Below are 26,972 nucleotides of genomic sequence, written 5' to 3' on the forward strand. Positions count from 1 at the left end.
TCTTCAGGACGCAGTGGGCCGGTCAGAAGCCGGTACCCATCTGGAACTGGAAGCGCTCCAGGCGGTCACCCGGCAGCGAATTCAGCGGTTTAGCATAACTCAACTTGAGCGGGCCCACCGGGGAAATCCAGGACAGGCCGATACCGGCCGAGTAGCGGAACTCGCCAACGCGGATCTTTGCATCTTCCTGGAACACCTGGCCGCCGTCGGCGAAGGTGAACCAGCGCAGGCTGCGGTCGGTGCCGCTGCCCGGGAACGGGAACTGCAGTTCGGCGTTGACGATGATGCGTTTCGAGCCGCCGATCGCATCGTAGTAACGCTGGTCGACCACGCCCAGCGACGAGCTCTCGTAGCCGCGCACCGAACCGATGCCGCCGGCATAGAAGTTCTTGAAGACCGGGTAGGCGCTGCCGCCGATGCCCTTGCCGTAGTCGAACTCGCCGCGCAGGGCCAGCGTCATCCAGCGCGTGACTGGCTTCCACCACTGGTGTTCGTACACGAGGCGGTAGTACTTGGCGTCGCCGATCGCATCGACTTCGAAGTTGGCGCGCTGGAAGCGGCCGCGGCTCGGGGTCACGGCGCTGTCGCGCGTGTCGCGGCCCCATGCCACCGTCAGTGGAATCGCGTTGGTGGTGGCCGAACCGACACCGCTGGCCGGGCCGCCGTTCTGGCGCACGAACGTCTGGTAGATGGTCGGCGACGATTCGTCGGTTTCCAGTTCGGTGCGTTCCAGACCCGCACCGAAGTAGACGGTATCGGACTCGGAGAACGGCACGCCGAAGGTCATGTTGCCACCGGTCTGACGCACCGTGTACGAACCGACGTTCAGCGCTGGTGGGCGCGACGTGCGCAGGTACAGCGAGAATGCGCGCGAGACGCCATCGTCGGTGAAGTACGGATTGGTCTGCGAGAACGCGATCGTCCGGTTGTACTTGCTGGTATTGAGTTCGATGCCGACCGTGTTGCCGCTGCCGGCGAAGTTGGCCTGCGAGATCGACGCGGTGAACGTGAACTTCTCGGACTGCGAGAAGGCGCCACCGATCATGAAGTTACCGGTCGGTTTTTCTTCGACAGCGATGTTCACGTCGACCTGGTCGGACGTGCCTGGCGACTCGGGCGTTTCAACTTTCACGTCCTTGAAGTAGCCCAGACGGTCGACGCGGTCACGCGAGAGCTTGACGCGGTTGGCGTCGTACCACGAGCTCTCGAACTGGCGGAATTCGCGGCGGATGACTTCATCGCGGGTCACCGTGTTGCCGGAGATGTTCATGTGGCGCACGTAGGCGCGCTTGCCCGGATCGACGAAGAACGTGAAAGCCACTTCGCGCTTTTCGCGGTTCAGTTCCGGGTTGGCCGTGACGTTGGCGAACGCGTAGCCGAAGGTGCCCAGGCGATCGGAGATCAGCTTGTTGGTACCCTCTTGCAGGTCGCCCACGTAGGTCTTGCCCGGCTGGAGCAGGATCAGCTGCTTGAGCTCTTCTTCGCGACCGAACATCTCGCCTTCGAGCTTGACGCTCGAGACGGTGTACTGCTCGCCCTCGGTGATGTTGAGCGTCAGGTAGATGTCGCGTTTGTCCGGCGTGATCGACACTTGCGTCGATTCGACGTTGGCTTCGAGGTAGCCGTGATTCAGGTACCACGACTTGATCTTCTCGAGGTCGCCGGTGAGCTTCTGCTTGGAATACTGGTCGGCCTTGGAGTACCACGTGAACCAGCCCGACGGACGCAGTTCGAGCAACTGGCGCAGCTCTTTGTCGCTGAACGCCTTGTTGCCGATGATGTTGATGCCCTTGATCTTGGCGACATCGCCCTCGTCCACGTTGAACATGATCGTGACGCGGTTGCGTTCGATCGGGGTCACGGTGGTGGTGATCTTGACGCCGTACAGGCCGTGCGACAGGTACTGGCGCTTGAGTTCCTGCTCGGCGCGGTCGACCGACGCCTTGTCGAAGATCTTGGTCTGGGCCACGCCGATTTCGGACAGCGCCTTGACCAGCATGTCTTTTTCGAATTCCTTGGTGCCCGTGAAGTCGACCGAGGAAATCGCCGGACGCTCTTCGACCAGCACGACCAGCACGCCGTTTTCTTCTTCGAGGCGGATGTCCTTGAAGAAGCCCGTCGCGTACAGCGCCTTGATCGCGCTCGAGGCCTTGACGTCGTCGAAGGTCTCGCCCACGCGCACCGGCAGGTAGCTGAACACGGTGCCTGCCTCGGTACGCTGGATGCCCTCGACCCGGATGTCCTTGACGACGAACGGGTTGACGGCCATGGCATTATTTGCGTACAGCGTGGCGCACAGCGCCACGACGGCGGAGCCGATCAGGCTGCGGCGAATGAACGGCAAGGCGAAACGATCTGGTTGTGATTTCATTGGCTGGATCAAAGGGTCACTCATTTGGACAACGATTGCTTGGTGATTTGACTGGGCTCTCGGGGAGCGAACCGCGGGCGGCTAGAGCAGCCGGCCCAGGTCGTTGAAGACGGCGAGCGCCATCAGCATGAACAGCAGGCCGATTCCGGCGCGCTGTGCGAACTCGACGACGCGCACAGAAACAGGACGCCCGGTCAAAACTTCCAGCGAATAATACAGTAAATGGCCACCATCCAGAACGGGAATTGGTAACAAATTCATGACGCCTAAGCTGATACTAATAAAGGCAATAAACTGTAAATAGCTGACGAGGCCAATGCGGGCGGTCTGTCCGGCATAATCGGCGATCGTGATCGGACCGGTCACATTTTTCAATGACGCTTCGCCGGCAATCATCTTCCCGATCATTTTCAGCGTCATCGTGGACGTTTCCCAGGTACGCTCGGCACCGCGCGCGATGGCATCGAACGGGCCTGACGAGACAGTCACCATCTCGGGCGCCTGCGCCACCATGGCCTTGATCACGCCGCGGCCGTTGGCGTCCGCCTCGGGCGTCAGCGACAGCATGACGGGCGCACCGCCACGCTGGACTTCGACCTGCAGCGCGCGGCCAGGCGCGGCGCGCACCGCATCGATAAAGGCGATGCCGTCGACGACCGGCGCGCCGTTCAGGCGCAGCACGAGGTCACCGGCCTGCAGGCCGGCGCGCTTCCCTGCCCCGTCGGCGATCACCTTGTCGATGCGCGGCTGCGGGCGCCACAGGTCCAGGCCCAGCGTGGCCATCACGTCGCTGTCGACATCGAGCTTGCCGATGACGGACGCGGGCAGCACCACGGCGTAGGTTCCGCCACCGGTGCTGCGCAGGTCCAGGCGCGCGTCGGTCTTGTCGACCGCCGCGTGCATGATCTGCCAGCGCAGCTCGGACCACGAGCGCACGGCGCTGCCATTGACGGCAACCACGGTCTCACCGCCGCGCACGCCAGCGCGGTAGGCATCCGTCGATTCGGCCACGGCGCGCAGGCGCGCCGACGGCTCGTCCACGCCGTGCATGAAGAGTGCCGCCATCAGGGCGATCGCCAGCACAAAGTTCGACAGCGGCCCGGCAGCGACGATGGCAATGCGCTTCCAGACATTCTGGCGCGTGAATTCGCGCGACAGCTCGCTCTTATCGATCGGACCGGCGTCGGGATCGCGGCTATCGAGGAACTTGACGTAGCCGCCCAGCGGCAGCAGCGACACCGCCCACTCGGTCTGATCGCGACCGAAGCGGCGCGACCAGACGACGCGGCCCATGCCGATCGAAAAACGCAGCACCTTGACGCCGCAGGCACGCGCCACCAGGTAGTGACCCAGCTCGTGGATCACGATCAGGGGGCCGAGCGCCAGCGCGAACGCCAGCACGGTGTAAAGCAGGGTCATCGGGCTGTATCCGTCAATCAGTGCAGGCTGGCGACCGCATGCGCCGCGGCCTCACGGGCACGCGCATCCTGGGCCAGCACGGCCTCGATCGATGGTGCTGGGCCGTGCTCGACGGTGTCGAGTGCATGGCGGATGACGCGGTCGATGTCGCGAAAACCAATGCGGCGCTCGAGGAACGCGTCCACCGCCACTTCATTGGCGGCGTTGAGCAGTGCCGGGGCGGTGCCGCCGGCGCGCAGCGCGTCGAAGGCCAGTGCCAGACACGGGAAGCGCGTGAAATCGGGCGGGAAGAACTGCAGCGCCGCCATCTGCGTCAGGTCGAGCTGGGCGACGCCCGACGCGATCCGGTCCGGGTACGCCAGTGCGTGCGCGATCGGCGTACGCATGTCGGGGTTGCCCAGTTGCGCCAGCACCGAGCCGTCGACGTACGACACCATCGAGTGGATCACGCTTTGCGGGTGGATCACGACTTCGATCTGATCGGCGGGCGCGCCGAACAGCCAGTGGGCTTCGATCACTTCGAGGCCCTTGTTCATCATGGTCGCCGAGTCCACCGAGATCTTGCGGCCCATGACCCAGTTCGGGTGCTTGCAGGCTTCATCCGGAGTCACGTCGCCAAGGGTCTCGACGGCGCGGTTCAGGAACGGGCCGCCCGATGCGGTGAGCAGGATCTTGGCCACGCCGGCTGCCGCCGGCACACGGCCGAAGGCGGCGGGCAGCGACTGGAAGATGGCATTGTGTTCGCTGTCGATCGGCAGCAGCGTGGCGTTGTGCTCGCGCACGGTGTCCATGAACAGCTGGCCGGACATGACCAGCGCTTCCTTGTTCGCCAGCAGGATCTTCTTGCCGGCGCGGGCTGCGGCCAGCGTCGGGGCCAGGCCGGCGGCGCCGACGATGGCGGCCATCACGGTGTCGGTGTCGGCGTTTGACGCGATATCGCACAGCGCCTGCTCGCCGTATTCGACGCTGGTAGGCAGGTCGGCAATCAACGCTGCCAGGCGTGCGGCCGCGTCGGCGCTACCGACCACGGCGCGTGCGGGACGGCAGCTGCGGCAGGCGGCGGCCAGTTCTTCGACGCGCGTGTGGGCGCTCAGCGCGTAGACCTGATACTGCTCCGGGTGGCGCGCCAGCACGTCGAGGGTCGAGGCGCCGATCGAGCCGGTGGCGCCCAGGATGGTAATGCGTTGCATGTGAACTTCCTTCTAGAGCCAGGTGGCGATCAGCGCCGCCAGTGGCAGGACCGGCACGAGTGCGTCGATCCGGTCCAGCACGCCGCCGTGGCCCGGCAGCAGGTTGCTGCTGTCCTTGGCGCCGGCGCGGCGTTTGAGCTGGGATTCGAACAGGTCGCCAACGACGCTGGCAACCACGATGAGAGCAATCACGGCGAACAGGCCGAGCCAGCCGAGGCCCGCCTGGACGCGCACGGCGAACGTGCCGGCGAAGGCTTCGCCACCGAAGAGCACCGTGCATGCAGCCAGCACCAGCGTGACAAGTCCGCCGCCGATGGCGCCCTCCCACGATTTGCCGGGGGAGATGCTGGGCGCCAGCTTGCGCTTGCCGAAGGTCTTGCCGCAGACATAGGCGAAGATGTCGGCCGCCCAGACGATGGCCAGCACCGACAGCAGCAGCACGGCCGAATAATTAAACAGGTAGACAATAGCCACGAAGCAGGCCACCAGCGAGATCGCGTACAGCAAGCTCAGCAAGGTGTTGGGCGTACTCGACAGCGGCGGCAGGCCGAACTTGAGCGTCGGTGCGAAACGCAGCGCCCACAGTAGCACGCCGATACCGAACCAGAAGGTCGGATTACCCTGCTCGCGCACAAAGAACGCGTAGGCAAAGGCCAGCGTCCAGGCGCCTGCGATCAGGATCGCGCTACGGGCGCCGGGATTGAACAGGCGAAAACATTCCCAGATCGCAGCGCCGAAAAAGACGCAGGCCACCACCGCAAACGCCGTGTAATTGTTGGAGTATAAAACCGGCAGCAGGACTGCCAGCAGGACGAGTGCGGTGAGAATCCGGGTCTTGAGCATTTAGTTGGTCTTCTTCGCTACTTGGGCGCCGGTCTGGCCAAAGCGCCGTTCGCGCTCCTGGTAGGAGCCAATCGCCTCGTCCAGCGCCTTTGGCGTGAAGTCAGGCCAGAAGGTGTCGGTAAAGTGCAGCTCGGCATATGCCAACTGCCACAACAGGAAATTCGAAATGCGTTCTTCGCCGCCGGTGCGGATGAACAGGTCGGGCTCAGGCGCATACGCCATCGCCAGGTGCGGCGCCAGCATGTCTTCACTGAACTCGGTGACGCCGGGGTTGGCTTTCACCATCTTGCCGGTTGCCTGCATGATATCCCAGCGCCCGCCATAGTTCGCGCACACGGTGACCGTCAGGCGCGTGTTGCCGGCCGTGCGGCGCTCGGCGTTGGCGATCATGTCCTGCAGCTTGGCGTCGAAACGGCTCAGGTCACCCACCACTTTCAGCCGGATATTATTGGCATGCATCTTGGCGACTTCGCGCTCGAGTGCCGTCACGAACAGGCGCATCAGCAGCGAGACTTCGTCGGCCGGGCGGCGCCAGTTCTCGGACGAGAACGCGAACAGCGTCAGGTATTCGACGCCACGCTCGACGCAGGCCTCGACCACACCGCGTACGGCTTCGACGCCCTTGACGTGGCCGGCCACGCGCGGCAGCAAGCGTTTGGTTGCCCAGCGGCCATTACCATCCATGATGATGGCGATATGACGTGGCACGGCGGACGTGGCGGGAACGGCGGTGGTCGAGCTTTTGAACATCATATTTCCATAAAACTGCGCCATAAAACTGCGCCATAAAACTTCGCCGGAGAACTGCGCCAGAAAACTGCGCTACAGAATTGCACCTGGCATTGCGCAATTGGCCAATCATAAGGCACGCGGACCGGCCGCGGCAAGTTGCCGGGGCCGGTCCGCAGGAAAGCCCGAGGGCTTGCCGATGAAATACCTGCTTACACCGTCAGGATTTCTTTTTCTTTCTCGCCCAGCAGCTTGTCGATGTCGGCCACGGCCTTGTCGGTCAGCTTCTGGATTTCGTCCGACGAACGGCGCTCGTCATCTTCCGAGGCGGTCTTGTCCTTGACCATTTTCTTCAGCGCTTCGTTAGCGTCACGACGGATATTGCGCACGGCAATTTTCGCGTCTTCACCTTCGGACTTGGTCAGCTTGACCATTTCCTTGCGGCGCTCTTCGGTCAGCGGCGGGGTCGGCACGCGGATCATCTCGCCCTGCGACGACGGGTTCAGGCCCAGGTCAGCATCGCGGATGGCTTTTTCGATGGCTGCCAGCATCTTCTTTTCGAATGGCTGGACGCCGATCGTGCGGGCATCGACCAGCGTCAGGTTGGCGACCATCGGCAGCGCCGTTGGCGAACCGTAGTAGTCGACCGTGACGTGATCCAGAATGCCGGTGTGGGCGCGGCCGGTACGGACCTTGGCCAGATCGGCACGCAGGGTTTCGATGGACTTGACCATGCGGTCTTGTGCGTTTTTCTTGACGTCAGCTAAGGACATGCTGCTCTCCTGTTGTTCAGTTAATTTAGACGTGGACCAGTGTACCTTCGTCTTCACCCATGATCACGCGCGTGAGCGCGCCGGGCTTGACGATGGAAAACACCTTGATCGGCAGTTTCTGGTCGCGGCACAGTGCGAACGCGGTGGCGTCCATCACTTGCAGGTGTTTCGAAATCGCTTCGTCGAACGTGATGCTCTCGTAGCGGGTCGCGGTTGGATCCTTGTTAGGATCGGCGCTGTAGACGCCATCGACCTTGGTGGCTTTCAGGACGATCTCGGCCGAGATCTCGGCGCCGCGCAGGGCGGCAGCCGTATCGGTCGTGAAGAACGGATTGCCGGTACCGGCGGCAAACACGACGACCTTGCCTTCTTCCAGGTATTGCAGCGCTTTCGGGCGCACGTAGGGCTCGACGACCTGCTCGATGGCGATCGCCGACATGACGCGGGCGGTGATGCCGACGTGACGCATCGCGTCCGCCAGTGCCAGCGCATTCATGACGGTGGCCAGCATGCCCATGTAGTCGGCGGTCGCGCGGTCCATGCCCTGGGCGCCGGGGGCGACGCCGCGGAAGATGTTGCCACCGCCGATGACGACCGCGATCTGCACACCCAGCTTGGCGACTTCGGCCACGTCGGCCACCATGCGTTCGATGGTGGCGCGGTTGATGCCGAACTGATCGTCGCCCATCAGTGCTTCGCCAGACAGTTTCAGAAGGACACGTTGGTAAGCTGGTTTTGTCATGATGAAGCGGCTCCTTTGAGATATTGCTGTGGATCGAATTCGGGGCTGACCAACGCCTCGTGGGCGGGTCTCATCCGTGCCGGGACGGATGGGATTGTAAAGCGGGTACGGCGTGGGGCGCGCAACGCATGGCGTTTGGCTGCGCAATCATCCGAATCGTAGGGTGGACGGCTGCGCCGTCCACGCGTTGATCGTTGGCGATAAGGTCATCCGGAATGATAGCGGAGCCACAATATCCATCGCGCAAAATTTACGTTCAGACACCAGATAAATACCGGCTCCGCTCGCCGCCTCATCACCGCGCCGCCAACTATCACCGCGTGGGAGGCGCAGCCTCCCACCCTACAAAAACGGGCCTCACGGCCCGTTTGTTTGATTACTGCTTGTTGGCAGCCATCTGTGCTGCGACTTCAGCTGCGAAGTCGTCGACCTTCTTCTCGATGCCCTCGCCCACCACGTACATGGTGAAGCCCTTGACGGTGGTGTTTGCCGCCTTGATCATCTGTTCGATCGACTGCTTGTCGTTCTTGACGAACGCCTGGTTCAGCAGCGAGACTTCTTTCAGGTACTTCTGCACCGAACCGTCGACGCGCTTGGCGACGATGTCAGCCGATTGTGGCTGCTTGCCTTCGGCGACGGCCTTGTCGGCATCTTCCTTGGCTTTCAGTTCAGCGACCGAACGCTCTTTTTCGATCATTTCTGCTGGCACCTGCTCCGACGACAGCGCGACTGGCTTCATGGCAGCGATGTGCATGGCCAGGTCCTTGCCGACTTGCTCGTCCGCACCTTCGAAATCGACGATGACGCCGATACGGGTGCCGTGCAGGTACGACGCCAGCTTGCCGGTGGTTTCGAAACGCTGGAAACGACGCACGGTCATGTTCTCGCCGATCTTGCCGATCAGGCCAGTGCGCACGTCGTCGAAGGTACCGCCTTCGTGCGGCAGGGCTGCCAGTGCAGCGACGTCAGCCGGGTTGTTTTCGGCGACCAGGCGTGCTGCCAGGCTCACCAGCGCCAGGAAATCGTCGTTCTTCGCGACGAAGTCGGTTTCGCTGTTGACTTCGACCAGCGCGCCAACATTGCCCGAAATATAGGTAGCAACAACGCCTTCAGCGGTCACGCGTGCCGATGCCTTCGATGCCTTGCCGCCCAGCTTGACGCGCAGGATTTCTTCAGCACGACCCATGTCGCCGTCAGCTTCGGTCAGTGCTTTTTTGCATTCCATCATTGGTGCATCGGTCTTGGCGCGCAGTTCGCCAACCATTGCTGCAGTAATAGCTGCCATAGTGTGTTCTCCTAAATGTGTATCCAGGGGTGCAGTCCGCTCAAGTTGAGCGTCCTGCAAGTATTTAGCTTAAAAAAAGGGGGGCTCGACAGTCCGGCGCCCCCTTCTATGTGGCAGCAGGCACATGGCCTGCCATCACTTATGCCTGCTCGGAAACTTCGACGAAGTCGTCGCCGCCGGCTGCCTTGACCATGTCAGCCACTTCGTTGGTCGCGCTGGCGCGGCCTTCGATGATCGCATCGGCAACGCCGCGTGCGTACAGGCTGATGGCTTTCGACGAGTCGTCGTTACCCGGGATGATGTGGGTGACGCCTTCTGGCGAGTGGTTGGTGTCGACGATGCCGATGACCGGGATGCCCAGCTTGCCGGCTTCGGTGATCGTACCCTTGTGGTAGCCGACGTCAACAACGAAGATCGCGTCTGGCACGCCGCCCAGATCCTTGATACCGCCGATCGACTTTTGCAGCTTGATCATTTCGCGCGAGAACATCAGCGCTTCTTTTTTCGACATCTTCTCGACCGAGCCGTCTTCGACCAGGACTTCCATTTCCTTCAGGCGCTTGATCGACGTCTTGATGGTCTTGAAGTTGGTCAGCATGCCGCCGAGCCAGCGCTGGTCGACGTATGGGACGCCGGCGCGCTGCGCTTCAGCTGCGATGATGTCGCGAGCCTGACGCTTGGTGCCGACCATCAGGATCGTGCCGCGGTTGGCGGAGATCTGCTTGATGGTTTTCATCGCATCCTGATACATCGCCATGGTTTTTTCCAGGTTGATGATGTGGATCTTGTTGCGATGACCAAAGATGAACGGTGCCATCTTTGGATTCCAGAAACGGGTCTGGTGGCCGAAGTGAATACCGGCTTCCAGCATTTCGCGCATAGTAACGGACATGTAATTCTCCAGGGTTGGGTCTTGAATGTGGCCAGTCACCAAGCAGGCACCCTTTTAGGGCCACATTCGCGATTTCTATCAATTAAAAAACTTTATTTTTACAACGTTGCACGATGTGAATCCGAGCAACCCGAGATTCTAGCGGAATTGTCAGCATTATTCAAGCGTGCAATCGCAGCCCGGCCAGGCAGGCGCCTCCCGCCGCCTTACAGCAGCGGCGCGACATCCCTTATAATGGCGGCCATACTGCCCCGACCATTGCCACCCCGGTCGTCGGGCGCTCACCCGATACCACGCAGGATACGACTCTCCTATGGCCACCATCATCAAGACCCTCGAAGAAATCGACGGCATGCGCGTCGCTTGCCGCCTCGGCTCGGAAGTGCTGGACTATATCACTCCGTTCATCAAGCCCGGCATCACTACTGGCGAGCTCGACCGCCTGGCGTACGAATACATGGTCAACGTGCAAGGCACGATTCCGGCCACGCTCAACTACGCCCCGCCCGGCTATCCGCCGTTCCCGGGCTCGATCTGCGCCTCGCTCAACGACGTGATCTGCCACGGCATCCCGGGCGACCGCGTGCTCAAGAGCGGCGACGCGCTGAACATCGACATCACGCCCATCACCAAGGAAGGCTTCCACGGCGACAACAGCCGCATGTACCTGGTCGGCGAACCGTCGATCATGGCGCGCCGCCTGTCCGAAGTCACCTTCGAGTGCATGTGGCTGGGCATCGCCGCCGTCAAGCCGGGCAAGCACCTGGGCGACATCGGTTACGCGATCCAGCAGCACGCCGAAAAGAACGGCTACAGCGTCGTGCGCGAATTCTGCGGCCACGGCGTGGGCCGCTCGTTCCACGAAGAGCCGCAAGTGCTGCACTACGGCCGCCCGGGCACGCTCGAAGTCCTGCAACCCGGCATGATCTTCACGATCGAGCCGATGATCAATGCCGGCAAGCGCGACATCAAGGAAATGCCGGACGGCTGGACCATCAAGACAAAGGACCGCAGCCTGTCGGCGCAGTGGGAACACACGGTGCTGGTCACCGAGACCGGTGTCGAAGTCTTGACGCTGTCGGCCGGCAGCCCGCCACCGCCGGCGATCGCCCTGCCGCTGCTCGGGCCGGACTTTGTCTGGTCTGCGCCTGCCCCTGCCGCCGCAGCGGCATAAGGAGCCGGCCATGGGTCACGCCGAACACCTGGACACCGTCCGCGCCACGCTGCGCCAGCGCCTCAAGAATGAGCGCCAGCTCGTGTTCCAGGCGTTCCAGGAAGACGGCATGCCCGAAAAGCTACTGCGCAACCTGCGCCAGGTCGTCGACGCGGTGCTGATCGACGCCTGGCAGGCGGCCGGCCTGCCCGCGGGCACCGCGCTGGTGGGCGTGGGCGGCTACGGGCGCGGCGAGCTGTTTCCGTATTCCGACGTCGACCTCCTGATCCTGCTGGCCGCCCCGCCGGATGCGATCACGCAGGCGCGCCTCGAAGGCCTGGTCCAGCTGCTGTGGGACCTGGGTCTGGAGATCGGCCACAGCATCCGCACGGTCGACGAGTGCCTGATTGAATCGGCGGCCGACATCACGGTGCAAACAAGCCTGCTCGAGGCGCGCCTGGTCACCGGCAACGAGCCGCTGTTCGACACGCTTCAGCAGCGCTACCGTGAGGCACTCGACCCGCAGGCGTTCTTCCGGGCCAAGACGGCCGAGATGCGCCTGCGCCACGCCAAGCACGAATACACGGCGTTCGCGCTCGAACCGAATGTCAAGGAAAGCCCGGGCGCGCTGCGCGACCTGCAGGTGATCATGTGGGTGGCCAAGGCCGCGGGCCTGGCCGACAGCTGGGGCCAGCTCGCCACGCGCGAGCTGATCACGCGCATGGAAGCGCGCCAGCTGATGGAAAAGGAAAGCGCCTTCAAGGACATCCGGATCCGCCTGCACCTGCAGACCAAACGGCGCGAGGACCGGCTGGTATTCGACGTGCAGACGGCGATCGCCAACACACTTGGCCTGGTCGAGACGGACGACGGCCCGAACGTGCGCCGTCCGAGCGAGCTGCTGATGCAGCGCTACTACTGGGCCGCCAAGACCGTCACGCAGCTCAACACGATCCTGCTGCAGAATATCGAGGCCCAGCTGTTCCCGCAGCCGGCCGTCGCCTTCCCGATCAGCGCCCACTTCCTGCAGATGGGGAACCTGATCGATATCGCGCAGGACGACACGTTCGAGCAGACGCCTACCGCGATCCTCGAACTGTTCGTCGTGATGACCGAGCGCCACGACATCAAGGGCATGACGGCGCGCGCCACCCGCGCACTGTGGCATGCCCGCACCCGGATCGACGACGCGTACCGCGCCGATCCGGTCAACAAGGCGCTGTTCCTGCGCGTGCTGCAGGCACCGCGCGGCATGGTGCATGCGCTGCGCCGCATGAACGAATTCGGCATCCTGGGCCGCTACCTGCCGGCGTTTCGCAAGATCGTCGGCCAGATGCAGCACGACCTGTTCCACGCTTACACGGTCGACCAGCACATCATGATGGTGGTGCGTAACCTGCGCCGCTTCACGATGCCCGAACACGCGCACGAATACCCGTTCTGCAGCCAGCTGATCGCCGACTTCCGCGACCGCTGGGTGCTGTACGTGGCCGCACTGTTCCACGATATCGCCAAGGGCCGTGGCGGCGACCACTCCAAACTCGGCATGGACGACGCGCGCCAGTTCTGCAGCAGCCATGGCATGACCGAAGCCGATACCGAACTGGTGGTGTTCCTCGTCGAGCAGCACCTGACGATGTCGCAGGTCGCGCAGAAGCAGGACTTGTCCGATCCCGATGTCATCGCGGCGTTTGCCGCGGTGGTCAAGGACGAGCGTCACCTGACGGCGCTGTATCTGCTCACCGTGGCCGACATCCGCGGCACCAGCCCCAAGGTCTGGAATGCGTGGAAGGCCAAGCTGCTCGAAGACCTGTACAAGACGACGCTGCGCGTACTGGGGGGCGAACCGCATTCCGCTGACCGCGAACTGCGCGCGCGCCAGAAAGAGGCGCTGGCCACGCTGCGCCTGTTTGGCCTGCCGGTCGATGCGCACGAGGCGTTGTGGAAGCAGCTGGACGTCGCGTACTTTTTGCGCCACGACGCGTCCGACATCGCCTGGCAGACGCGCGCCCTGCACGACAAGGTCGACAGCGACAAGCCGATCGTGCGGGTGCGCCTGGCGCCGATCGGCGAAGGCCTGCAGGTGGCCGTGTACATCAAGGATCAACCCGACCTGTTCGCGCGCATCTGCAGCTACTTCGACCGCAAGGATTTCTCGATCCTCGACGCCAAGATCCACACCACGCGCCATGGTTATGCACTCGACAGCTTCATGGTGGCCGACGAACACTTCGCCGGCAGCTACCGCGACATCATCAACCTGATCGAGCATGAGCTGAGCGCGCTGCTGGTGTCGCAGGAACCGCTGCCGCCGCCGTGCCGCGGACGCCTGTCGCGCATGTCGCGCACATTCCCAATCACGCCAACGGTCGAAGTGCGGCCCGACGAACGGGGCCAGTTCCACGTGCTGTCGATCGCTGCAAACGATCGTATGGGCCTGCTGTATGCGGTCTCGAGCGTACTGACGCGCTACCGCATCAACCTGCACACCGCCAAGATCATGACGCTGGGCGAGCGCGTCGAAGACGTGTTCCTCGTCGACGGCCCTGCCCTGAACAACCCGCGCATCCAGGTCCAGCTCGAAACCGACCTGCTGGACGCGCTCAAGATCTGATTTACTCCTTCACCGAAAAACTTTGACAATGACCGAACCGCTCCGCCTCTCCAAACGAATGTCCGAACTGGGCCTGTGCTCGCGCCGCGAGGCCGATGAATGGATCGCGCGCGGCTGGGTGCGGGTGGATGGCCAGGTGGTGTCGGAGCTGGGCAGCAAGGTGCTGCCGACGCAGCGCATCACGGTCGAGCGCCAGGCCGCCGCCGAGCAGTCCAAGCGCGTCACGGTGCTGATCCACAAACCGGTCGGCTACGTCAGCGGCCAGGCCGAGGACGGCTACACGCCGGCCGTGGCGCTGATCCGGCCCGAGAACCGCTGGGCCGAGGATCCATCGACGGAGCAGTTCCACCCGACCCAGCTGCGCAGCCTCGTGCCATGCGGCCGCCTGGACATCGACTCCGTGGGCCTGCTGGTGCTGTCGCAGGATGGCCGCATCGCCAAGCAGCTGATCGGCGAGACCACATCCATTGAAAAGGAATACCTGGTGCGCGTGCAGTACACCAAGCCGGGCACGCTGCCGGACAGTGAACTCAAGAAGCTGAAACATGGCCTGTGGATGGATGGCAAACCGCTGCTGCCGGCCAAGGTGCGCTGGCAGAACGAGGATCAACTGAGCTTTACGCTGATGGAAGGCCGCAAACGCCAGATCCGGCGCATGTGCGATATGGTAGGGCTGAAGGTGCTGGGCCTGAAGCGCGTACGGATCGGCCGCGTCAAGCTGGGCGACCTGCCGGTCGGCCAATGGCGTTATCTGACGCCGGAAGAAGGTTTCTAAGCCTTCAGATGTGATCCTGACCGATATTGCGCGACCGGATCACAGCTGCACAGCCGGGGTCAGGTCTGACATTCGGACACGAACTCAGCCTTAGTCATGTCCCATAGTGTCATGACCAGCATTAGCAGCCGGGGTCAGGTCTGACATTCGGACACGAACTCAGCCTTAGTCACGTCCCATAGTGTCATGACCAGCATTAGCATTGCAATGTGACAGCTACTTCCGACTAACCCGGCTACCCGACTGTCGAGGCCGTGTCCGAATGTCAGACCTGACCCCGGCTTTTTGCTGCACGACGGCTGAGATCGTGTCCAAATGTCAGACCTGACCCCGGCTTTTGGGCGGCAGGCAGGTTATGGCAACGGCGCGTCCTCGGCCACCAGGCACTCGGTGCGCAACGCTTCCCAGAACGCCTTCGGAATCGCCATCTCCATCAACACTGCATTGCGCCGCAGGTGCTCGGGGCTGCTTGCGCCCGGGATGGTCGCGGCGACTACCGGATGCGCCAGGCCGAACTGCAGCGCCGCCGCGGCCAGGTCGACGCCGTGGTCGACCGCTACTTTGCGCAAGCGTTCACGTTGTGCCAGCTTGTCCGCATCGGCCGGGCCGTAATCGTAATTCGGCCCGCCGGCCAGGAAGCCCGAGTTGAACGGTCCGCCGATGACGACCTTTGCGCCGCGCTCGGCGCAAAGCGGGAACAACTCTGCCAGCGGCGTCGTTTCCATCAGCGTGTAGCGCCCGGCCAGCAGGAAGATATCGGGATCGGCATCGCGCAGCGCGCGCAGGCATGGTTCGACCGTGTTGACGCCCAGGCCCCAGGCCTTGATGACGCCCTCCTCGCGCAGCTTCGTCAAACCCTCGAAGGCGCCGCCCGGACCGGATGCGATCCGGTAGTAGTGGTCGAACTGGTCGCCGAACATGTCGGGCGACAGGTCGTGCACGTAGACGATGTCGATGGACGCCAGCGCCATGCGATGCAGGCTGTCTTCCACCGAACGGCGCGCGCCGTCGGCCGTGTAGTTGATTACGCGCTTGAATGGCAAGGCGCCGACGAACGGCGCGGCGATCTCGCCCGGGCTGGATGGGGCCAGCAGGCGGCCGACCTTGGTGGAGAGCGTGTAGTCGGCGCGCGGGCGGCGGCGCAATGCATGCCCGAAGCGGTGTTCGGACAGGCCGGCGCCGTAATGCGGTGCGGTATCGAAGTAGCGGATGCCGGCGTCCCATGCGGCATCGGCAGTCGCCTGGGCTGCTTCGTCGCTGGTGGCGTGGTACATGTCGCCAAAGCCCGTGCCGCCCAGGCCAAGGCGGGTGATCGGTTGGTAGCGTTGCGTCATGGTGTGTCCCTTGTGCGTGAATCAGAAACAAATTCTGCCTGACGCACGCGGACCCCGTCGCACAGCAGGCTAGCGCCGGCGCCGTTCGATCTGCACCAGCGCCGCGCCCAGCACCTCGAGGTCGACCGGTTTGGCGAACAGGTCGTGAAAGCCCGCGGCGCGTGCTTCGGCGCGGTCTTTCTCCTGCGCGTAGCCGGTGACCGCGATCAGGATCGCATGGTCGGTCCCGGGCCTGGCGCGCAGCGCCCGTGCCAGCTCGAACCCATTCATCTCGGGCAGGCCGATATCGAGCAGGCACACGTCCGGCTCGAACGCCGGCAGCGCTTCCAGCGCGGCGCGCGCCGAATGGGCAACCGACACCGTGTGCCCCAGCGTCTCGAGCAGCAGCGCCAGCGTCACGGCGGCGTCTTCATTGTCGTCGACCACGCCGATGCGCAGCGCGGCCGGATTGCCCAGCGGTGCATCCGTCCCGATAGCCGGCGCGGCGACGGCCGCGCGCGACGACAGCGGCAGCGTGACCCGGAACGTGCTGCCGCAACCCGGCCCGTCGCTGGCGGCAGTCACTTCGCCGCCATGCAGCTTGAGCAGGCTGCGCACGAGCGCCAGGCCGATGCCCAGGCCACCCTGGCTGCGATCCAGCCCGCGCGTGCCCTGCGAGAACAGGTCGAATGCGCTGGCAATCAGCTCGGGCGACATGCCGATGCCGTCGTCGCGGATCGTCAGGTCGAGCAGCGCGCCGCGCGTGGCCAGGCGCACCTCGATGCGCCCGCCCTCGAGCGTGTACTTGGCGGAGTTGCTGAGCAAATTGGTCATGACCTGCACCAGGCGCTTGCGGTCGCCCACGACCAGCGCCGGCGCCGGCATCGCCTCGAGCACCAGCCGGTGGCCGTGCTTCTCGATCAGCGGCCGTACCTGTTCGACCGCGTCGGCCAGAACATCCTTCAGGTCGAGTTCGACGAATTCGAGCTCCACCTTGCCGCGCGTGACGCGCGACACGTCGAGCAGGTCGTCGATCAGGGAGGTCATGTGGCCCGCCTGGCGCGCGATGATGTCGGCGGCGCGCTGCACCATGCTTGGCTGGAGCTCAAAATTCGACAGCATCGTGGCCGCCGAGACGATCGGCGCCAGCGGGTTGCGCAGCTCGTGCGCCAGCATCGCCAGGAATTCGTCCTTGCGCTGGTCGGCACGGCGCAGCGCTTCGTTCAGCGCTTCCTGGTCCGTCAGCGCCCGGCGCAGTTCGATCTGGCTCATGACCTGATGCGCCATCGTCGTGAGCATGAACTGCTGCTGCTCCGTCAACCCTTCCGGCCGTGGTTTCTTGTCGAGCACGCACAGGGTGCCGAGCGGCACACCGTCGCGCGTGCGCAGCACGGCGCCGGCATAGAAGCGCAGGCCGCCATCGGCCGTGACGAGCGGATTGCAGCTGAAGCGGGGATCATCCTGGGTGTCGGGCACGATCATCTGCTCTTGCTCCAGCAGGGCGTGACGGCAAATCGAATTATCGAGCGGCATTTCGCGCGTGCCCAGGCCGATCTCCGACTTGAACCACTGGCGTCCGCGCGCGATCAGGTTGACGGCGGCAATCGGCGCGTCGAGCAGCTGGCTGACCAGGCGCACCACGTCATCGAACGAGCGTTCCGGCGGCGTATCGAGGATGCCGAAGGAATCGAGGACGGCGAGGCGTGCATCTTCATCGAAATTGGCGGGATTGGACGTCATCGCGGGAAAGCTTCAAGTGGCACGGTAAAAGGTAGCCGCAATCGGCAAAGGGAAAGGCAAAGGGGAAAGCATGATCGGCAGGCCCAGACCTGCCTTTTGGCTACCCATTATAAATACCAAACCGCTCCCCTGCATGTGCATGGCGTCCACGAAACTGTGCATGCCCGCGTGACAGGCCGCTAGTTGCGGTTGCGATCGGCGAGAAACTGGATGGCGCGGGGATGCTGCGGGTTGGCGAAGAAGTCGCCGGGCGCACCCTTCTCGATGATTTTACCTTCGGCCATGAACCAGATGCGGTCGGCCACGTCGCGCGCAAATCCCATCTCGTGGGTCACGCAGACCATTGTCATGCCCTGTTTTGCCAGCGTGCGCATCACCTGCAGCACCTCGCCCACCATCTCGGGATCGAGCGCGCTGGTTGGCTCGTCGAACAGCATGATCGAAGGCCGCATGGCCAGCGCGCGGGCAATCGCCACGCGCTGCTGCTGGCCGCCCGACAGCGCGTCCGGATAGGCGTCGGCCTTGTGGGCCAGCCCCACCTGGTCGAGCAGCAGCATCGATTGCTCGCGCGCTTCGGCCTTGCTGGCACGCTTCAGCTGGACCGGCGCGAGCATGCAGTTCTCGAGCGCCGTCAGATGCGGGAACAGGTTGAATTGCTGGAACACGAAGCCGATGCCGGCGCGCAGCGCGTTCACGTCAAAGCCTTTGGCGTGGATGTCGCGCCCGTCGATGGCGATGCGGCCACCGTCGATGTCTTCGAGCCGGTTGAGGGTGCGGATCAGCGTCGACTTGCCCGAGCCCGATGGCCCGCACACGACCAGCACTTCATTTTTTTCCACGCGCTCGGTGATCCCCACCAGCGCGTGATAGTCACCGTAATACTTGTTGACGTTATCGAGAACGATCATCGTTCGCTTCTTTCAGGAGTTCAGTGTGCGCTGACGGGCCGCCGCTGCAGGCGCCGTTCGAGCAGGAAGGCCAGGCGCGACAGGCCAAAGCACAGCAAAAAATAAGTCAGCGCCAGGATCAGGTACACCTCCACCGACCGGGTGAACACGAGCGTGTTGATCTGGGTGGCGATGAACGAGACTTCCGACAGGCCGATGATGTAACCGAGCGAGGTCGCCTTGATCGTCGAGACCAGCTGGTTCACGATCGACGGCAGGCCGTGACGCAAGGTCTGCGGCAGCACGACGTGGCGCAGCGCCTGGCCGTAGCCCAGGCCCAGCGAGCGGGCGCTTTCGAGCTGCCCTTTCGGCAGCGCGCGGATACCCGCCGCCACGATCTCGGCCAGATACACGCTGTCGAACACCACCAGCACGATCAGCATCGTCATCGCCTGTGACGTCTTCACGCCGGTCACGGCCGGCAAGAAGAAATACACCCAGAACAGCACCAGCAGCAGCGGCACGGCGCGCACGAGCTGCACGAACGCGCCCACTGGCAGGCTGATGGCACGGCGGTGGCTTACGCGCGCGATGCCGAGCATCAGGCCAAGCGGCATGGCCAGCACCAGCGCGGCGCCGGACAGCAGGATGGTCAGCACCAGGCCGCCCAGCGGGCCGTCCGGGTATTGGCCGACCAGGAAGTACAGCCAGTAGGTATCGATCAGTTCCAGCATCGGGACACTTTCATGGTCAGCCCGCCGTGCGCACCGGATAGCGGCGCTGGAACAGGTAGGCCGCCGCCGAAATGAGCAGCGAGACGGTCAGGTAAGCCAGCGTGGCGAAGGTGAACGCTTCCAGGCTGCGAAAGCTCGCCGTCTCGACGCGCGCGGCCTGGTACATCATCTCGGCCGCGCCGATCACGGTGGCCACGCTGGTGTCCTTCCACAGATTGACCGTCTGCGACAGGAGCGGCGGCACGGAAGCGCGCAGCGCCTGCGGCAGCAGCACGAGGCGCACCGCCGCGGCGCGACCCAGGCCCAGCGAACGGGCCGCTTCCAGCTGGGTCGCGGGCACCGCACGGATACCGCTGCGGATGTCCTCGGCCATGTGCACGCCGCTGTAGAGCGTGAGCGCGATGACGGCGCACACCATCTCGGGATTGTTCGCGTACAGGATCTCGCGCAGGCCCTCGGGCAGCAGCTCGGGGAAGGCAAAATACCAGAACAGCAGGTGAGCCAGCAGCGGCACATTGCGGATCGATTCGACGAGCGTGGTGCCGACCGCGCGCAGCAGCCTGGACGTCGAGGTGCGCATCACCGCCACCAGCGCGCCGAACGGCAGCGCGAAGGCAAAGCTGATCACGGTCAGCTGAATCGACAGAATGAAGCCCTGCACCAGCCAGTCGTGGTACTCGCCGGATTGCAGGATGGTCGGATCGAACAGCGCCAAGGTCAGATCTTGTCAGTGCTGATCTTGAAGATCCGCTTGGCGATATTGGCGCGCGTACCGGGGCCATACCACTTGACGAACAGGTCTTCGGCCGCGCCATTGGCTTCGAGCTCGCGCAGTGCCTGGTCGACGACCGTCTTGAGGCCCGCCTCACCCTTGCGCAGACCAAGGGCAATCGGCTCGACGCCGATGGATTGCGGCAGAATCACGAAGTCCTTTGCAGCCGGACCCAGTTTGCCGTAGTCGGCCAGCAGCGACGACTCGTCATTGACGTAGGCCGCCCCCTTGCCCTGGCGCAGTGCCTGGAACGCTTGCTGGGTATTTTCGAAGGTGACGATGCTGGCCGTCGGCACGGCCTTTTTCATATTGGTTTCCTGGGTGCCGCCACGAACGGTGACGACCTTCTTGCCCGCCAGTTGTGGCAGCGCCGTGATGCCGCTGTTCTTGCGCACCATGACCTTCGAACCGGTGACGAAGTGTGTCAGCGCGAAGTCGACCTGCGCTTCGCGTTCCTTGTTGTGCGTCAGCGTGGCGGCCAGGATGTCCACGTGGCCCTGCTGCAGCTCGGGGATGCGGGCCGACACGGCCAACTGCTTGAACACCGGCTTGACGCCAATTTTCTTGGCCACGGCAGTGGCGATGTCGATCTCGTAGCCCACCAGCTGGCGCGTCTTCGGGTCGATGAAGCTGTTCGGCTCGTCGGTGCCAAGCACCCCGAACACGATCTGGCCTTTTTTCTTGATGTCGGCCAGCTGGTCGGCTTTAGCCAGGCCCATGGTGAGCGAACTACCCAGCGCAACGGCGCACAGGATGAGGGAACGGCGGTTGATCATGCAAAAATCTCCAGCAACAATATTCGATGATCGAAGTATAGAACAAACAGTTATATGGAAAAACGAATTATTCGCCATAAGATAATACTGTTTCGCATATATGAACCAATCCAAGCCCGGTGAGGCGTGCGACCGATCCCACGCAATATTGTCATAATGACCCGTCACAAATGCGGAACACCCCATGCTGCTCGCCACCTACAACGTCAACAGTATCAACAGCAGGCTCGACGCCCTCTTGCACTATCTCGAGGAGCGCCAGCCCGACGTCGTGTGCCTGCAAGAACTCAAGGCGCCGCAGGAAAAATTCCCGATCGCGGCGATCGAGGCGGCCGGCTACCACGCGCTGTGGCATGGCCAGAAAAGCTGGAACGGCGTCGCAATCGTCACGCGCGAGCCGGCGCAGGAAGTGCAGCGCGGCTTGCCGGGCGACGACGCCGACGAGCAAAGCCGCTACCTCGAGGTGGCCTACCAGGGCATCCTGATCGCCTGCCTGTACCTGCCAAACGGGAATCCGGCGCCCGGCCCCAAATACGACTACAAGCTGGCCTGGATGGAGCGCCTGCGCCTGCGCGGCCTCGAGCTGCTGGCCGCCGGCGTGCCGGCCGTGCTGGCCGGTGACTTCAACGTGATCCCAACGGAGCGCGATGTCTACAAGCCCGAACGCTGGGTCGACGACGCACTGTTTCGCGACGAGACCCGTGCTGCCTTTGAGCGCCTGATGGAACAGGGCTGGCTCGATTCGCTGCGCGCGCTGCATCCGGACGAGACGATCTACACGTTCTGGGATTACTTCCGCAACGCGTTCGGCCGCGACGCCGGTCTGCGCATCGACCACCTGCTGCTGAGCCCTGCGCTGGCGCCGGCACTCAAGGCGGCCGGCGTCGACAAATTCATGCGCGGGCGCGAAAAACCCAGCGACCACACGCCTACCTGGATTGAGCTCGACCTGAGCAAAATTTCAGACAAATTATCGGGCAAGCCCGCCTGACCCAATTCACGACGGCGCACTCAAAGATGCGCCGCGACCATCACCATAAGGAATCCTCATGAAAAAACTTCTCATTCTCGCCGCCGCCCTCGCCCTGCCGATCGGCGCGCAAGCTGTCTCGATGCCAGGCTTCTGCGCCAAGGGCATCGGCTCGGCCGAAGCCAAGGTCTGCGGCCATCCCGGCTCGGCCGAATCGGAAGGCCTGATCTACGCGATGTACCGCGCAGCGCTGGAAAAAATCGACGCCGGCGCCGGCAAGACGCTGCAGGAACAGCACACCAAGTGGTGGGACGGCGTCAAGCAATGCGCCGATGCCAAGGACATGACCACCTGCATCAACAATGCCTACGGCACCCGCGCCATGCAACTGCAGACCGCCTACAAGGTCACCAAGGCCAAGGGCCCGGTAAAGTACACCTGCAGCGACAAGAGCAAGATCACCGCGTTCTTCCTCGAAACCACGCCAGCGTCGATGGTCGCAGCGCGCAACAAGGAACACGTGCTGCTGCGCGGCGAGCCAAGCGACAACGGCGTCGCCTACGGCAACCGCGGCGAGCAGTTCAAGGAACAGAATGGCAAGATCACCATCAAGTGGGGCGAGAACGCCAAGGAACTGAGCTGCAAGAAGGCGTGATGAGCGCTTGACCCCGCACTGCGGGATGCTTGACGAAGGGCGAACATGCGCTATGCTGTTCGCCCTTTCTTCATCTTGCCGCCACCATGCTTTCGCCCGAACAGCTCTTCGGCTTTCTTGCCGCCGCCATCCTGATCACGCTCTCTCCCGGGCCCGACAATCTGATGGTGCTCAGCACCGGCATCGCCAAGGGGCGCGTGCGCGGCGTGGCCTTCGGGCTTGGCTGCGCCTTCGGCTGCCTGAGTCACACGCTGCTGGCTGTCATTGGCGTGAGTGCGCTGATCGCGGCGTCGCCGACGGCGTTCACGGCGCTCAAGGTCGCGGGTGGTTTGTACCTGATCTGGATGGGCTGGGGCGCGATTCGCAGCCGTGGCGGTGCGCGCGTCTCTGCCGAAGGATTATCGAACGAACCGCCGCGGCGCCTGTTCGCCAAAGGCCTGGTGGCCGCGGCGATCAATCCGAAAGTGGTGCTGTTTTTTCTGTCGTTCCTGCCGCAATTCGTCGTCGCGGCGCGTGGCGACGCCAATCTGCAGATCGGCATGCTGGGACTGGTCTTCACGTTGCAGGCGGCCGTGATCTTTGGCCTGCTCGGCTATTTTTCCGGCACGATCGGCGGTTGGCTGAACCGCACCCCCACGGCCGGCATGTGGCTTGACCGGATCGCGGGGGCGGTGTTCATCGGACTGGGGCTACGCTTGATCGTGGCCCGGTAGTCACAGCATCGTTATGCCGACGGCTCGTGGATCGGGCAGCGGTTGAACTCCGAACGGAATTCGCGCGAGGTGGCCATCACCTGGCGCCGCGCGCGGTTGACTGACCCGAGCGGACGGTGTTCGACGAGGCAGTTCCACTGGTCGTAGGCTATTTCGTCTTCCAGCTTTTCCAGCGACGCATCCCAGCTCGTTTGCGGGGCCAGGCGCACGCGCGCCACGGCGATGAACGGACTCAGTTCCTGCGGCCACTCGACCGAGGCATCCTCGATTGGCATCTTCTCGACGTCGACGTTCAACTGCACGCGCAGTTCCCACTCGCCGCCTTGCGACGCGAAGTGCGAGCCGATCGCGTGGCGCTGCGCGTCGTCTTCCGTTTTGATCGATGCGCCATCGAGCGCCAGCAGTTCAGGCGCGACCGGCGCCAGCGACAGCTTGGCCATGTACTGGCCATACAGGTATGGTGTCTGGCTGAAGTAGGTTTCGCCCAGCGGATGGTGCTGCGGCTCGCCGCCCAGCGCCTTGAGCATGCCGCTCTCGCCACCGACCGCTTCCAGTGCATTTTCGGCGGTGCGCAGCACGGCCGAGATGATCTTCTTGCCGGTTTCCGATGCGTTGGTGGTTGCCGCCAGCATCTTCACGCTTTTGAGGAACCCCTGCGGATCGGGCGCCGAGAACACCGGGCCATTCACCATCAGGAAGTCCTGCGAGTTGCCGCTCTTGGCCGTGTCGAAGCGCTCGCCCGGCACGTTCAGCACCTTCATCGCCACCGCGCGGTGGGTGGAAACGCCGTCCGGCAGCTGCTCGGCCGGTGGCGACGACCATCGCAGCAGCACGTCATAGGTACCGGCCTTGCCGAACAGGCCCTGGGCCAGTTGCGGCGGCAGGTTGTCCAGCACGGTCAGCTTGCCGCGCACCAGGGCGTGGCCCTTGGCGTGCACGGCGCGGCTGGCGTGGCCTTCGGCATCCGCCACCTTCTTGGCCATGTTGGCAAACACAGTTTGCAGCGCGTGGATGGTCTCGGATTCGTCGAGGCCGACGTGTTCGAACTCGCTGCGAAACACGAGGGGATTGGCTGGTGCGGTGGTCGTCATTGGGGGCTCCTGAAATGAAGCCTCCAATGTAGCGAACTTCGACAACCTGCGATGTTCGCCAGACCACCGTCCCGACCATGCGCCGTTACAGCGTGACGACTACCTGCGCCGACTGGCCAGCTTTGGCCGCGACCGGCACTTCCAGCAGGTGCTGCTGGGCGTTGAAGACGAAGCGCACGGCGCGGCCGTCCACCGTCACCGCCCGCGGTTTGGTCGCCACGTTGTGCACCTTCAGCGAAAAGCCCCGTGGGACGGCGGTCATCGCCTTGCCGGTTTCGGTGGCAAAGCCGATCTCGAGCTGCGCCTTGCCATCTGCTTCGCCCAGGCGGCTGGCAAAGCGGACGATTTCGTACTTGCCCGCAGCGAAAGCGCCCGCCGTCTCGCCATCGTCGTCATACAGCTTGCCGCTGGAGGCCTTGACCGACGCATCGTGGTAGTAGTGTAGATCGATCTGACGGCCCGTGTAATCGCGCGTCGTCTGCACCACCTTCGCCATCGGCACGAATGCGCCGGCGCGCACGTAGACGGGGATATTGGCGTCGACCGGCCGCACGGTTTCGAGAATGCCGCCCTTGTGCGCCTGGCCCGTATGGAAGTCGAACCACACGCTGCCCGTCGTCGGGAAGTACACCTCGGCGCGCGTGGCACCTGGCTTGACGATCGGCGTAACGAGGAAATCCGGGCCCCACAGATAGGTCGACGAGCGCTCGATCGGCTGGGCCGGATCGGTTTCGACGAACATCAGGGGGCGCATCAGCGGCATGCCGGTCTGCTGGTTGTCGAAGGCGATCGTGTAGTTATACGGGAGCATCGCGTAGCGCAGCCACACCGCTTCGCGCGCCAGCACCTTGGTGCGCTCCGAGCGCAGCACGGGTTCGGACGCCACCGCCTCTTGCGCATGCGGGCGGAAGATCGGCTGGAACACGCCGTACTGCAGCCAGCGCACGTACAGTTCGTCGTCGAGCACGGCGCCGGCAAAGCCGCCCAGGTCCGAGTGCATGTAGGCCAGGCCCTGCATGCCCATCTGCAGCGAGATTTCCATCTGCGACTGCAGGCCGCCCCAGCTGCGGCTGACGTCACCCGACCACGGGATCATGCCAAAGCGCTGCGAACCCGAGTAACCGGCGCGCATCAGGATGAACGGGCGCTCGGCCGGGAATTCACGCCGGTAGCCTTCCGCGATCAGGCGCGCCCAGTCGTGACCATAGATATTGTGGACCTGGTCGGCCGTTCCCGTGCCGTGCACCAGGTTCGACGGATGCAGTTCCGGCTCGCCCAGATCGCCCCACCAGCCCGTGACGCCGCCCTTTTTCAGGTCGCGGTAGATGTTCCACCACCAGTCGCGCCCTTCCTGTTTGTACAGGTCGATCAGGCCCGTGTTACCGAAGTAGAAGTCATACGTGGCCGGCTTGCCGGCGCCGTCCAGCGCCAGCACGTTCTTGTCGACCGCTTCCTGCCAGCGCTTGGACGTGGTCAGGACGAACGGCTCGGTGATGACGACGGTCTTGACGCCCCTGGCCTTGAAGTCGGCCATCATTTTTTCGGCGTGCGGGAACGTGTCGCGGTCCCAGTCCATATTGCCCATCGTGCCCTGCACCGTCTTGCCGAACCAGTACAGGTCGAGCACGACGGCGTCGAGCGGAATCTTCTCTTGCGCGAACTTGTCGACGATGGCGCGTGTCTCGGCCTCGGTCTTGTAGCCGAAGCGGCTGGCGAAGTTACCAAAAGCCCAGCGCGGTGGCAGTGGCTGGCGGCCCGTCAGGTCGGTGTACCCAGCCATGACGGCGTCCCAGGTGTCGCCCGCGACAACCTGGTAAGTCTTGCGCCCGCCGATGACTTCATAGCGCAGCGTGCCGTCCTTGCGGCTGTCGAAATCGAGCCAGCCGACCTGCGGATTGTCGAAGTGGATCGCGTATTTTTTCGACGACAGCGCCACGGGAATCGTGAAGTTGAGCAGCTCGGAGCGTTCGGCGTAGCCGTAATCGGCCTTGTTGTACAGGCGCAGGCGGTTGCCGCGCCGGTTCATGCCGAGCGCACGCGCCCCGCCGCCGTACAGCGCTTCGCCGTCGTCGAGACCGAATTCGATGGTGTCCATGCCGTCGACGCGGCCGAAGCCGTGCTTTTCGGCCACCAGCGGTTTGCCCTTGTAGGTGTAAGCGATGCGAAACGGCTTGCGCTCGACCGTGACGGCGATACCGTCAGTGGCATACGTGATGCGCGCGCCGTCGTCCTTGAAGGTGGCCGGCGCGTGCACCGGGGCCAGGATCACCGCATGCGACGCCGGCTTGACCTGTTCGCCGTTCGGGATGAAGGTGGTTTCGACGATCGCGCTCGAATACGGCTTGATCAGGTAGCGCCCGTCGGCCGTCGCGATCTCGAGCGTGTTGCCGTTATGCGTGACGCCCTTGAACTGGCGCTCGGCGTTCTGTGCGAACGCGAACGTGCTGGTGGCCAGTGGGAGTGCGGTGATGCACAGGGCAAGGCGGGCGAGCGTGGCGGTTGTCATGTCTTCGATGTCGTGATGTCTGGTTGAGC

22 protein-coding genes and 1 pseudogene are annotated in these 26,972 nt (G+C 63.7%); 6 read left to right on the plus strand and 17 right to left on the minus strand.

Translation table 11 applies throughout. The features are described 5' to 3' along the window. Positions 1–22: 22 nt before the first annotated feature. The 9 genes from bamA to rpsB form a co-directional block, all read right to left on the minus strand. Entirely contained in the window at positions 23–2,371 is a 2,349-nt protein-coding gene (gene bamA / locus AC56LY_RS09875; RefSeq protein WP_499578791.1) for an outer membrane protein assembly factor BamA, read from the minus strand. 81 nt (positions 2,372–2,452) lie between these two features. Continuing rightward, positions 2,453–3,790, minus strand: coding sequence for an RIP metalloprotease RseP (gene rseP / locus AC56LY_RS09880; RefSeq protein ID WP_499578792.1), 1,338 nt, complete (start codon positions 3,788–3,790; stop codon positions 2,453–2,455). A 17-nt stretch (positions 3,791–3,807) separates the two neighbouring features. Beyond that, the gene (gene ispC, locus AC56LY_RS09885; RefSeq protein WP_499578796.1) at positions 3,808–4,980 is read right to left on the minus strand and encodes a 1-deoxy-D-xylulose-5-phosphate reductoisomerase; all 1,173 of its coding nucleotides are present in this window, start codon (positions 4,978–4,980) and stop codon (positions 3,808–3,810) included. A 12-nt stretch (positions 4,981–4,992) separates the two neighbouring features. Then, a complete protein-coding gene (locus tag AC56LY_RS09890; RefSeq protein WP_183552972.1) occupies positions 4,993–5,823 on the minus strand; it encodes a phosphatidate cytidylyltransferase in 831 nt (276 codons plus the stop codon). Beyond that, entirely contained in the window at positions 5,824–6,576 is a 753-nt protein-coding gene (gene uppS / locus AC56LY_RS09895; protein ID WP_258835091.1) for a polyprenyl diphosphate synthase, read from the minus strand. A 188-nt stretch (positions 6,577–6,764) separates the two neighbouring features. Beyond that, entirely contained in the window at positions 6,765–7,325 is a 561-nt protein-coding gene (gene frr, locus AC56LY_RS09900; RefSeq protein ID WP_183552974.1) for a ribosome recycling factor, read from the minus strand. 25 nt (positions 7,326–7,350) lie between these two features. Then, positions 7,351–8,067 carry a UMP kinase gene (pyrH, locus tag AC56LY_RS09905; RefSeq protein ID WP_183552976.1) on the minus strand — a complete coding sequence of 239 codons (717 nt, stop codon included), beginning with the start codon at positions 8,065–8,067 and terminating at the stop codon, positions 7,351–7,353. 376 nt (positions 8,068–8,443) lie between these two features. After that, complete coding sequence (gene tsf, locus AC56LY_RS09910) at positions 8,444–9,352, minus strand: translation elongation factor Ts (protein WP_499578800.1); 909 nt, start codon at positions 9,350–9,352, stop codon at positions 8,444–8,446. A 139-nt stretch (positions 9,353–9,491) separates the two neighbouring features. Then, entirely contained in the window at positions 9,492–10,244 is a 753-nt protein-coding gene (gene rpsB / locus AC56LY_RS09915; RefSeq protein ID WP_183552980.1) for a 30S ribosomal protein S2, read from the minus strand. A 283-nt stretch (positions 10,245–10,527) separates the two neighbouring features. Here rpsB and map point away from each other — a divergent pair. From map to AC56LY_RS09930, 3 genes and pseudogenes are all read left to right on the plus strand, one after another. Next, a pseudogene (map, locus tag AC56LY_RS09920) lies at positions 10,528–11,418 on the plus strand (type I methionyl aminopeptidase); the annotation flags it as partial. A 10-nt stretch (positions 11,419–11,428) separates the two neighbouring features. Then, entirely contained in the window at positions 11,429–14,011 is a 2,583-nt protein-coding gene (locus AC56LY_RS09925; protein ID WP_499578802.1) for a [protein-PII] uridylyltransferase, read from the plus strand. Positions 14,012–14,039: 28 nt separating this feature from the next. Next, positions 14,040–14,786 (plus strand): pseudouridine synthase, encoded by a 747-nt coding sequence (locus AC56LY_RS09930; protein WP_499578804.1) that lies wholly within the window; start codon positions 14,040–14,042, stop codon positions 14,784–14,786. A 353-nt stretch (positions 14,787–15,139) separates the two neighbouring features. Here the strand turns inward: AC56LY_RS09930 and AC56LY_RS09935 are convergent, their stop codons facing one another. The 6 genes from AC56LY_RS09935 to AC56LY_RS09960 form a co-directional block, all read right to left on the minus strand. Further along, on the minus strand, positions 15,140–16,120 hold the full coding sequence (locus AC56LY_RS09935) for an aldo/keto reductase (protein ID WP_499578805.1): 981 nt from the start codon (positions 16,118–16,120) through the stop codon (positions 15,140–15,142). 69 nt (positions 16,121–16,189) lie between these two features. Further along, entirely contained in the window at positions 16,190–17,839 is a 1,650-nt protein-coding gene (locus AC56LY_RS09940; RefSeq protein WP_499578806.1) for a hybrid sensor histidine kinase/response regulator, read from the minus strand. Positions 17,840–18,018: 179 nt separating this feature from the next. After that, complete coding sequence (locus AC56LY_RS09945; protein ID WP_499578809.1) at positions 18,019–18,747, minus strand: amino acid ABC transporter ATP-binding protein; 729 nt, start codon at positions 18,745–18,747, stop codon at positions 18,019–18,021. Between the two features lie 20 nt (positions 18,748–18,767). After that, a complete protein-coding gene (locus tag AC56LY_RS09950; protein WP_499578811.1) occupies positions 18,768–19,460 on the minus strand; it encodes an amino acid ABC transporter permease in 693 nt (230 codons plus the stop codon). Between the two features lie 16 nt (positions 19,461–19,476). Next, the gene (locus AC56LY_RS09955; RefSeq protein WP_499578814.1) at positions 19,477–20,175 is read right to left on the minus strand and encodes an amino acid ABC transporter permease; all 699 of its coding nucleotides are present in this window, start codon (positions 20,173–20,175) and stop codon (positions 19,477–19,479) included. A gap of 2 nt (positions 20,176–20,177) precedes the next feature. After that, a complete protein-coding gene (locus tag AC56LY_RS09960) occupies positions 20,178–21,008 on the minus strand; it encodes a transporter substrate-binding domain-containing protein (protein WP_499578818.1) in 831 nt (276 codons plus the stop codon). A 184-nt stretch (positions 21,009–21,192) separates the two neighbouring features. On the opposite strand from AC56LY_RS09960, the gene xth reads away from it, so the two are divergent. From xth to AC56LY_RS09975, 3 genes are all read left to right on the plus strand, one after another. Continuing rightward, positions 21,193–21,999, plus strand: a complete 807-nt coding sequence (gene xth / locus AC56LY_RS09965; protein WP_499578822.1) for an exodeoxyribonuclease III — start codon at positions 21,193–21,195, stop codon at positions 21,997–21,999. Between the two features lie 58 nt (positions 22,000–22,057). Further along, positions 22,058–22,633: an MliC family protein gene (locus AC56LY_RS09970; RefSeq protein WP_499578825.1), complete on the plus strand. Its 576-nt coding sequence runs from the start codon at positions 22,058–22,060 to the stop codon at positions 22,631–22,633. A gap of 86 nt (positions 22,634–22,719) precedes the next feature. Beyond that, positions 22,720–23,346 (plus strand): LysE family translocator, encoded by a 627-nt coding sequence (locus AC56LY_RS09975; RefSeq protein WP_499578826.1) that lies wholly within the window; start codon positions 22,720–22,722, stop codon positions 23,344–23,346. An 11-nt stretch (positions 23,347–23,357) separates the two neighbouring features. Here the strand turns inward: AC56LY_RS09975 and AC56LY_RS09980 are convergent, their stop codons facing one another. Together AC56LY_RS09980 and AC56LY_RS09985 are read right to left on the minus strand one after the other, a co-directional pair. Then, entirely contained in the window at positions 23,358–24,437 is a 1,080-nt protein-coding gene (locus tag AC56LY_RS09980) for a catalase family protein (protein ID WP_499556703.1), read from the minus strand. An 85-nt stretch (positions 24,438–24,522) separates the two neighbouring features. Next, entirely contained in the window at positions 24,523–26,943 is a 2,421-nt protein-coding gene (locus AC56LY_RS09985) for a glycoside hydrolase family 31 protein (RefSeq protein WP_499578829.1), read from the minus strand. Between the last annotated feature and the right edge of the window lie 29 nt (positions 26,944–26,972).

This window comes from Telluria sp. ZT3P25 (assembly GCF_059685895.1).

Excerpts from the sequence above, each read along its gene's own strand:
- AC56LY_RS09950 (WP_499578811.1), bottom strand. The coding sequence starts at position 19,460 with ATGCTGGAACTGATCGATACCTACTGGCTGTACTTCCTGGTCGGCCAA.
- AC56LY_RS09945 (WP_499578809.1), bottom strand. The coding sequence starts at position 18,747 with ATGATCGTTCTCGATAACGTCAACAAGTATTACGGTGACTATCACGCG.
- AC56LY_RS09940 (WP_499578806.1), bottom strand. The coding sequence starts at position 17,839 with ATGACGTCCAATCCCGCCAATTTCGATGAAGATGCACGCCTCGCCGTC.
- pyrH (WP_183552976.1), bottom strand. The coding sequence starts at position 8,067 with ATGACAAAACCAGCTTACCAACGTGTCCTTCTGAAACTGTCTGGCGAA.
- AC56LY_RS09975 (WP_499578826.1), top strand. The coding sequence starts at position 22,720 with ATGCTTTCGCCCGAACAGCTCTTCGGCTTTCTTGCCGCCGCCATCCTG.
- AC56LY_RS09930 (WP_499578804.1), top strand. The coding sequence starts at position 14,040 with ATGACCGAACCGCTCCGCCTCTCCAAACGAATGTCCGAACTGGGCCTG.
- AC56LY_RS09960 (WP_499578818.1), bottom strand. The coding sequence starts at position 21,008 with ATGATCAACCGCCGTTCCCTCATCCTGTGCGCCGTTGCGCTGGGTAGT.
- AC56LY_RS09890 (WP_183552972.1), bottom strand. The coding sequence starts at position 5,823 with ATGCTCAAGACCCGGATTCTCACCGCACTCGTCCTGCTGGCAGTCCTG.
- rseP (WP_499578792.1), bottom strand. The coding sequence starts at position 3,790 with ATGACCCTGCTTTACACCGTGCTGGCGTTCGCGCTGGCGCTCGGCCCC.
- rpsB (WP_183552980.1), bottom strand. The coding sequence starts at position 10,244 with ATGTCCGTTACTATGCGCGAAATGCTGGAAGCCGGTATTCACTTCGGC.
- tsf (WP_499578800.1), bottom strand. The coding sequence starts at position 9,352 with ATGGCAGCTATTACTGCAGCAATGGTTGGCGAACTGCGCGCCAAGACC.
- ispC (WP_499578796.1), bottom strand. The coding sequence starts at position 4,980 with ATGCAACGCATTACCATCCTGGGCGCCACCGGCTCGATCGGCGCCTCG.
- frr (WP_183552974.1), bottom strand. The coding sequence starts at position 7,325 with ATGTCCTTAGCTGACGTCAAGAAAAACGCACAAGACCGCATGGTCAAG.
- AC56LY_RS09935 (WP_499578805.1), bottom strand. The coding sequence starts at position 16,120 with ATGACGCAACGCTACCAACCGATCACCCGCCTTGGCCTGGGCGGCACG.
- bamA (WP_499578791.1), bottom strand. The coding sequence starts at position 2,371 with ATGAAATCACAACCAGATCGTTTCGCCTTGCCGTTCATTCGCCGCAGC.
- AC56LY_RS09980 (WP_499556703.1), bottom strand. The coding sequence starts at position 24,437 with ATGACGACCACCGCACCAGCCAATCCCCTCGTGTTTCGCAGCGAGTTC.
- AC56LY_RS09985 (WP_499578829.1), bottom strand. The coding sequence starts at position 26,943 with ATGACAACCGCCACGCTCGCCCGCCTTGCCCTGTGCATCACCGCACTC.
- xth (WP_499578822.1), top strand. The coding sequence starts at position 21,193 with ATGCTGCTCGCCACCTACAACGTCAACAGTATCAACAGCAGGCTCGAC.
- AC56LY_RS09970 (WP_499578825.1), top strand. The coding sequence starts at position 22,058 with ATGAAAAAACTTCTCATTCTCGCCGCCGCCCTCGCCCTGCCGATCGGC.
- AC56LY_RS09925 (WP_499578802.1), top strand. The coding sequence starts at position 11,429 with ATGGGTCACGCCGAACACCTGGACACCGTCCGCGCCACGCTGCGCCAG.
- uppS (WP_258835091.1), bottom strand. The coding sequence starts at position 6,576 with ATGATGTTCAAAAGCTCGACCACCGCCGTTCCCGCCACGTCCGCCGTG.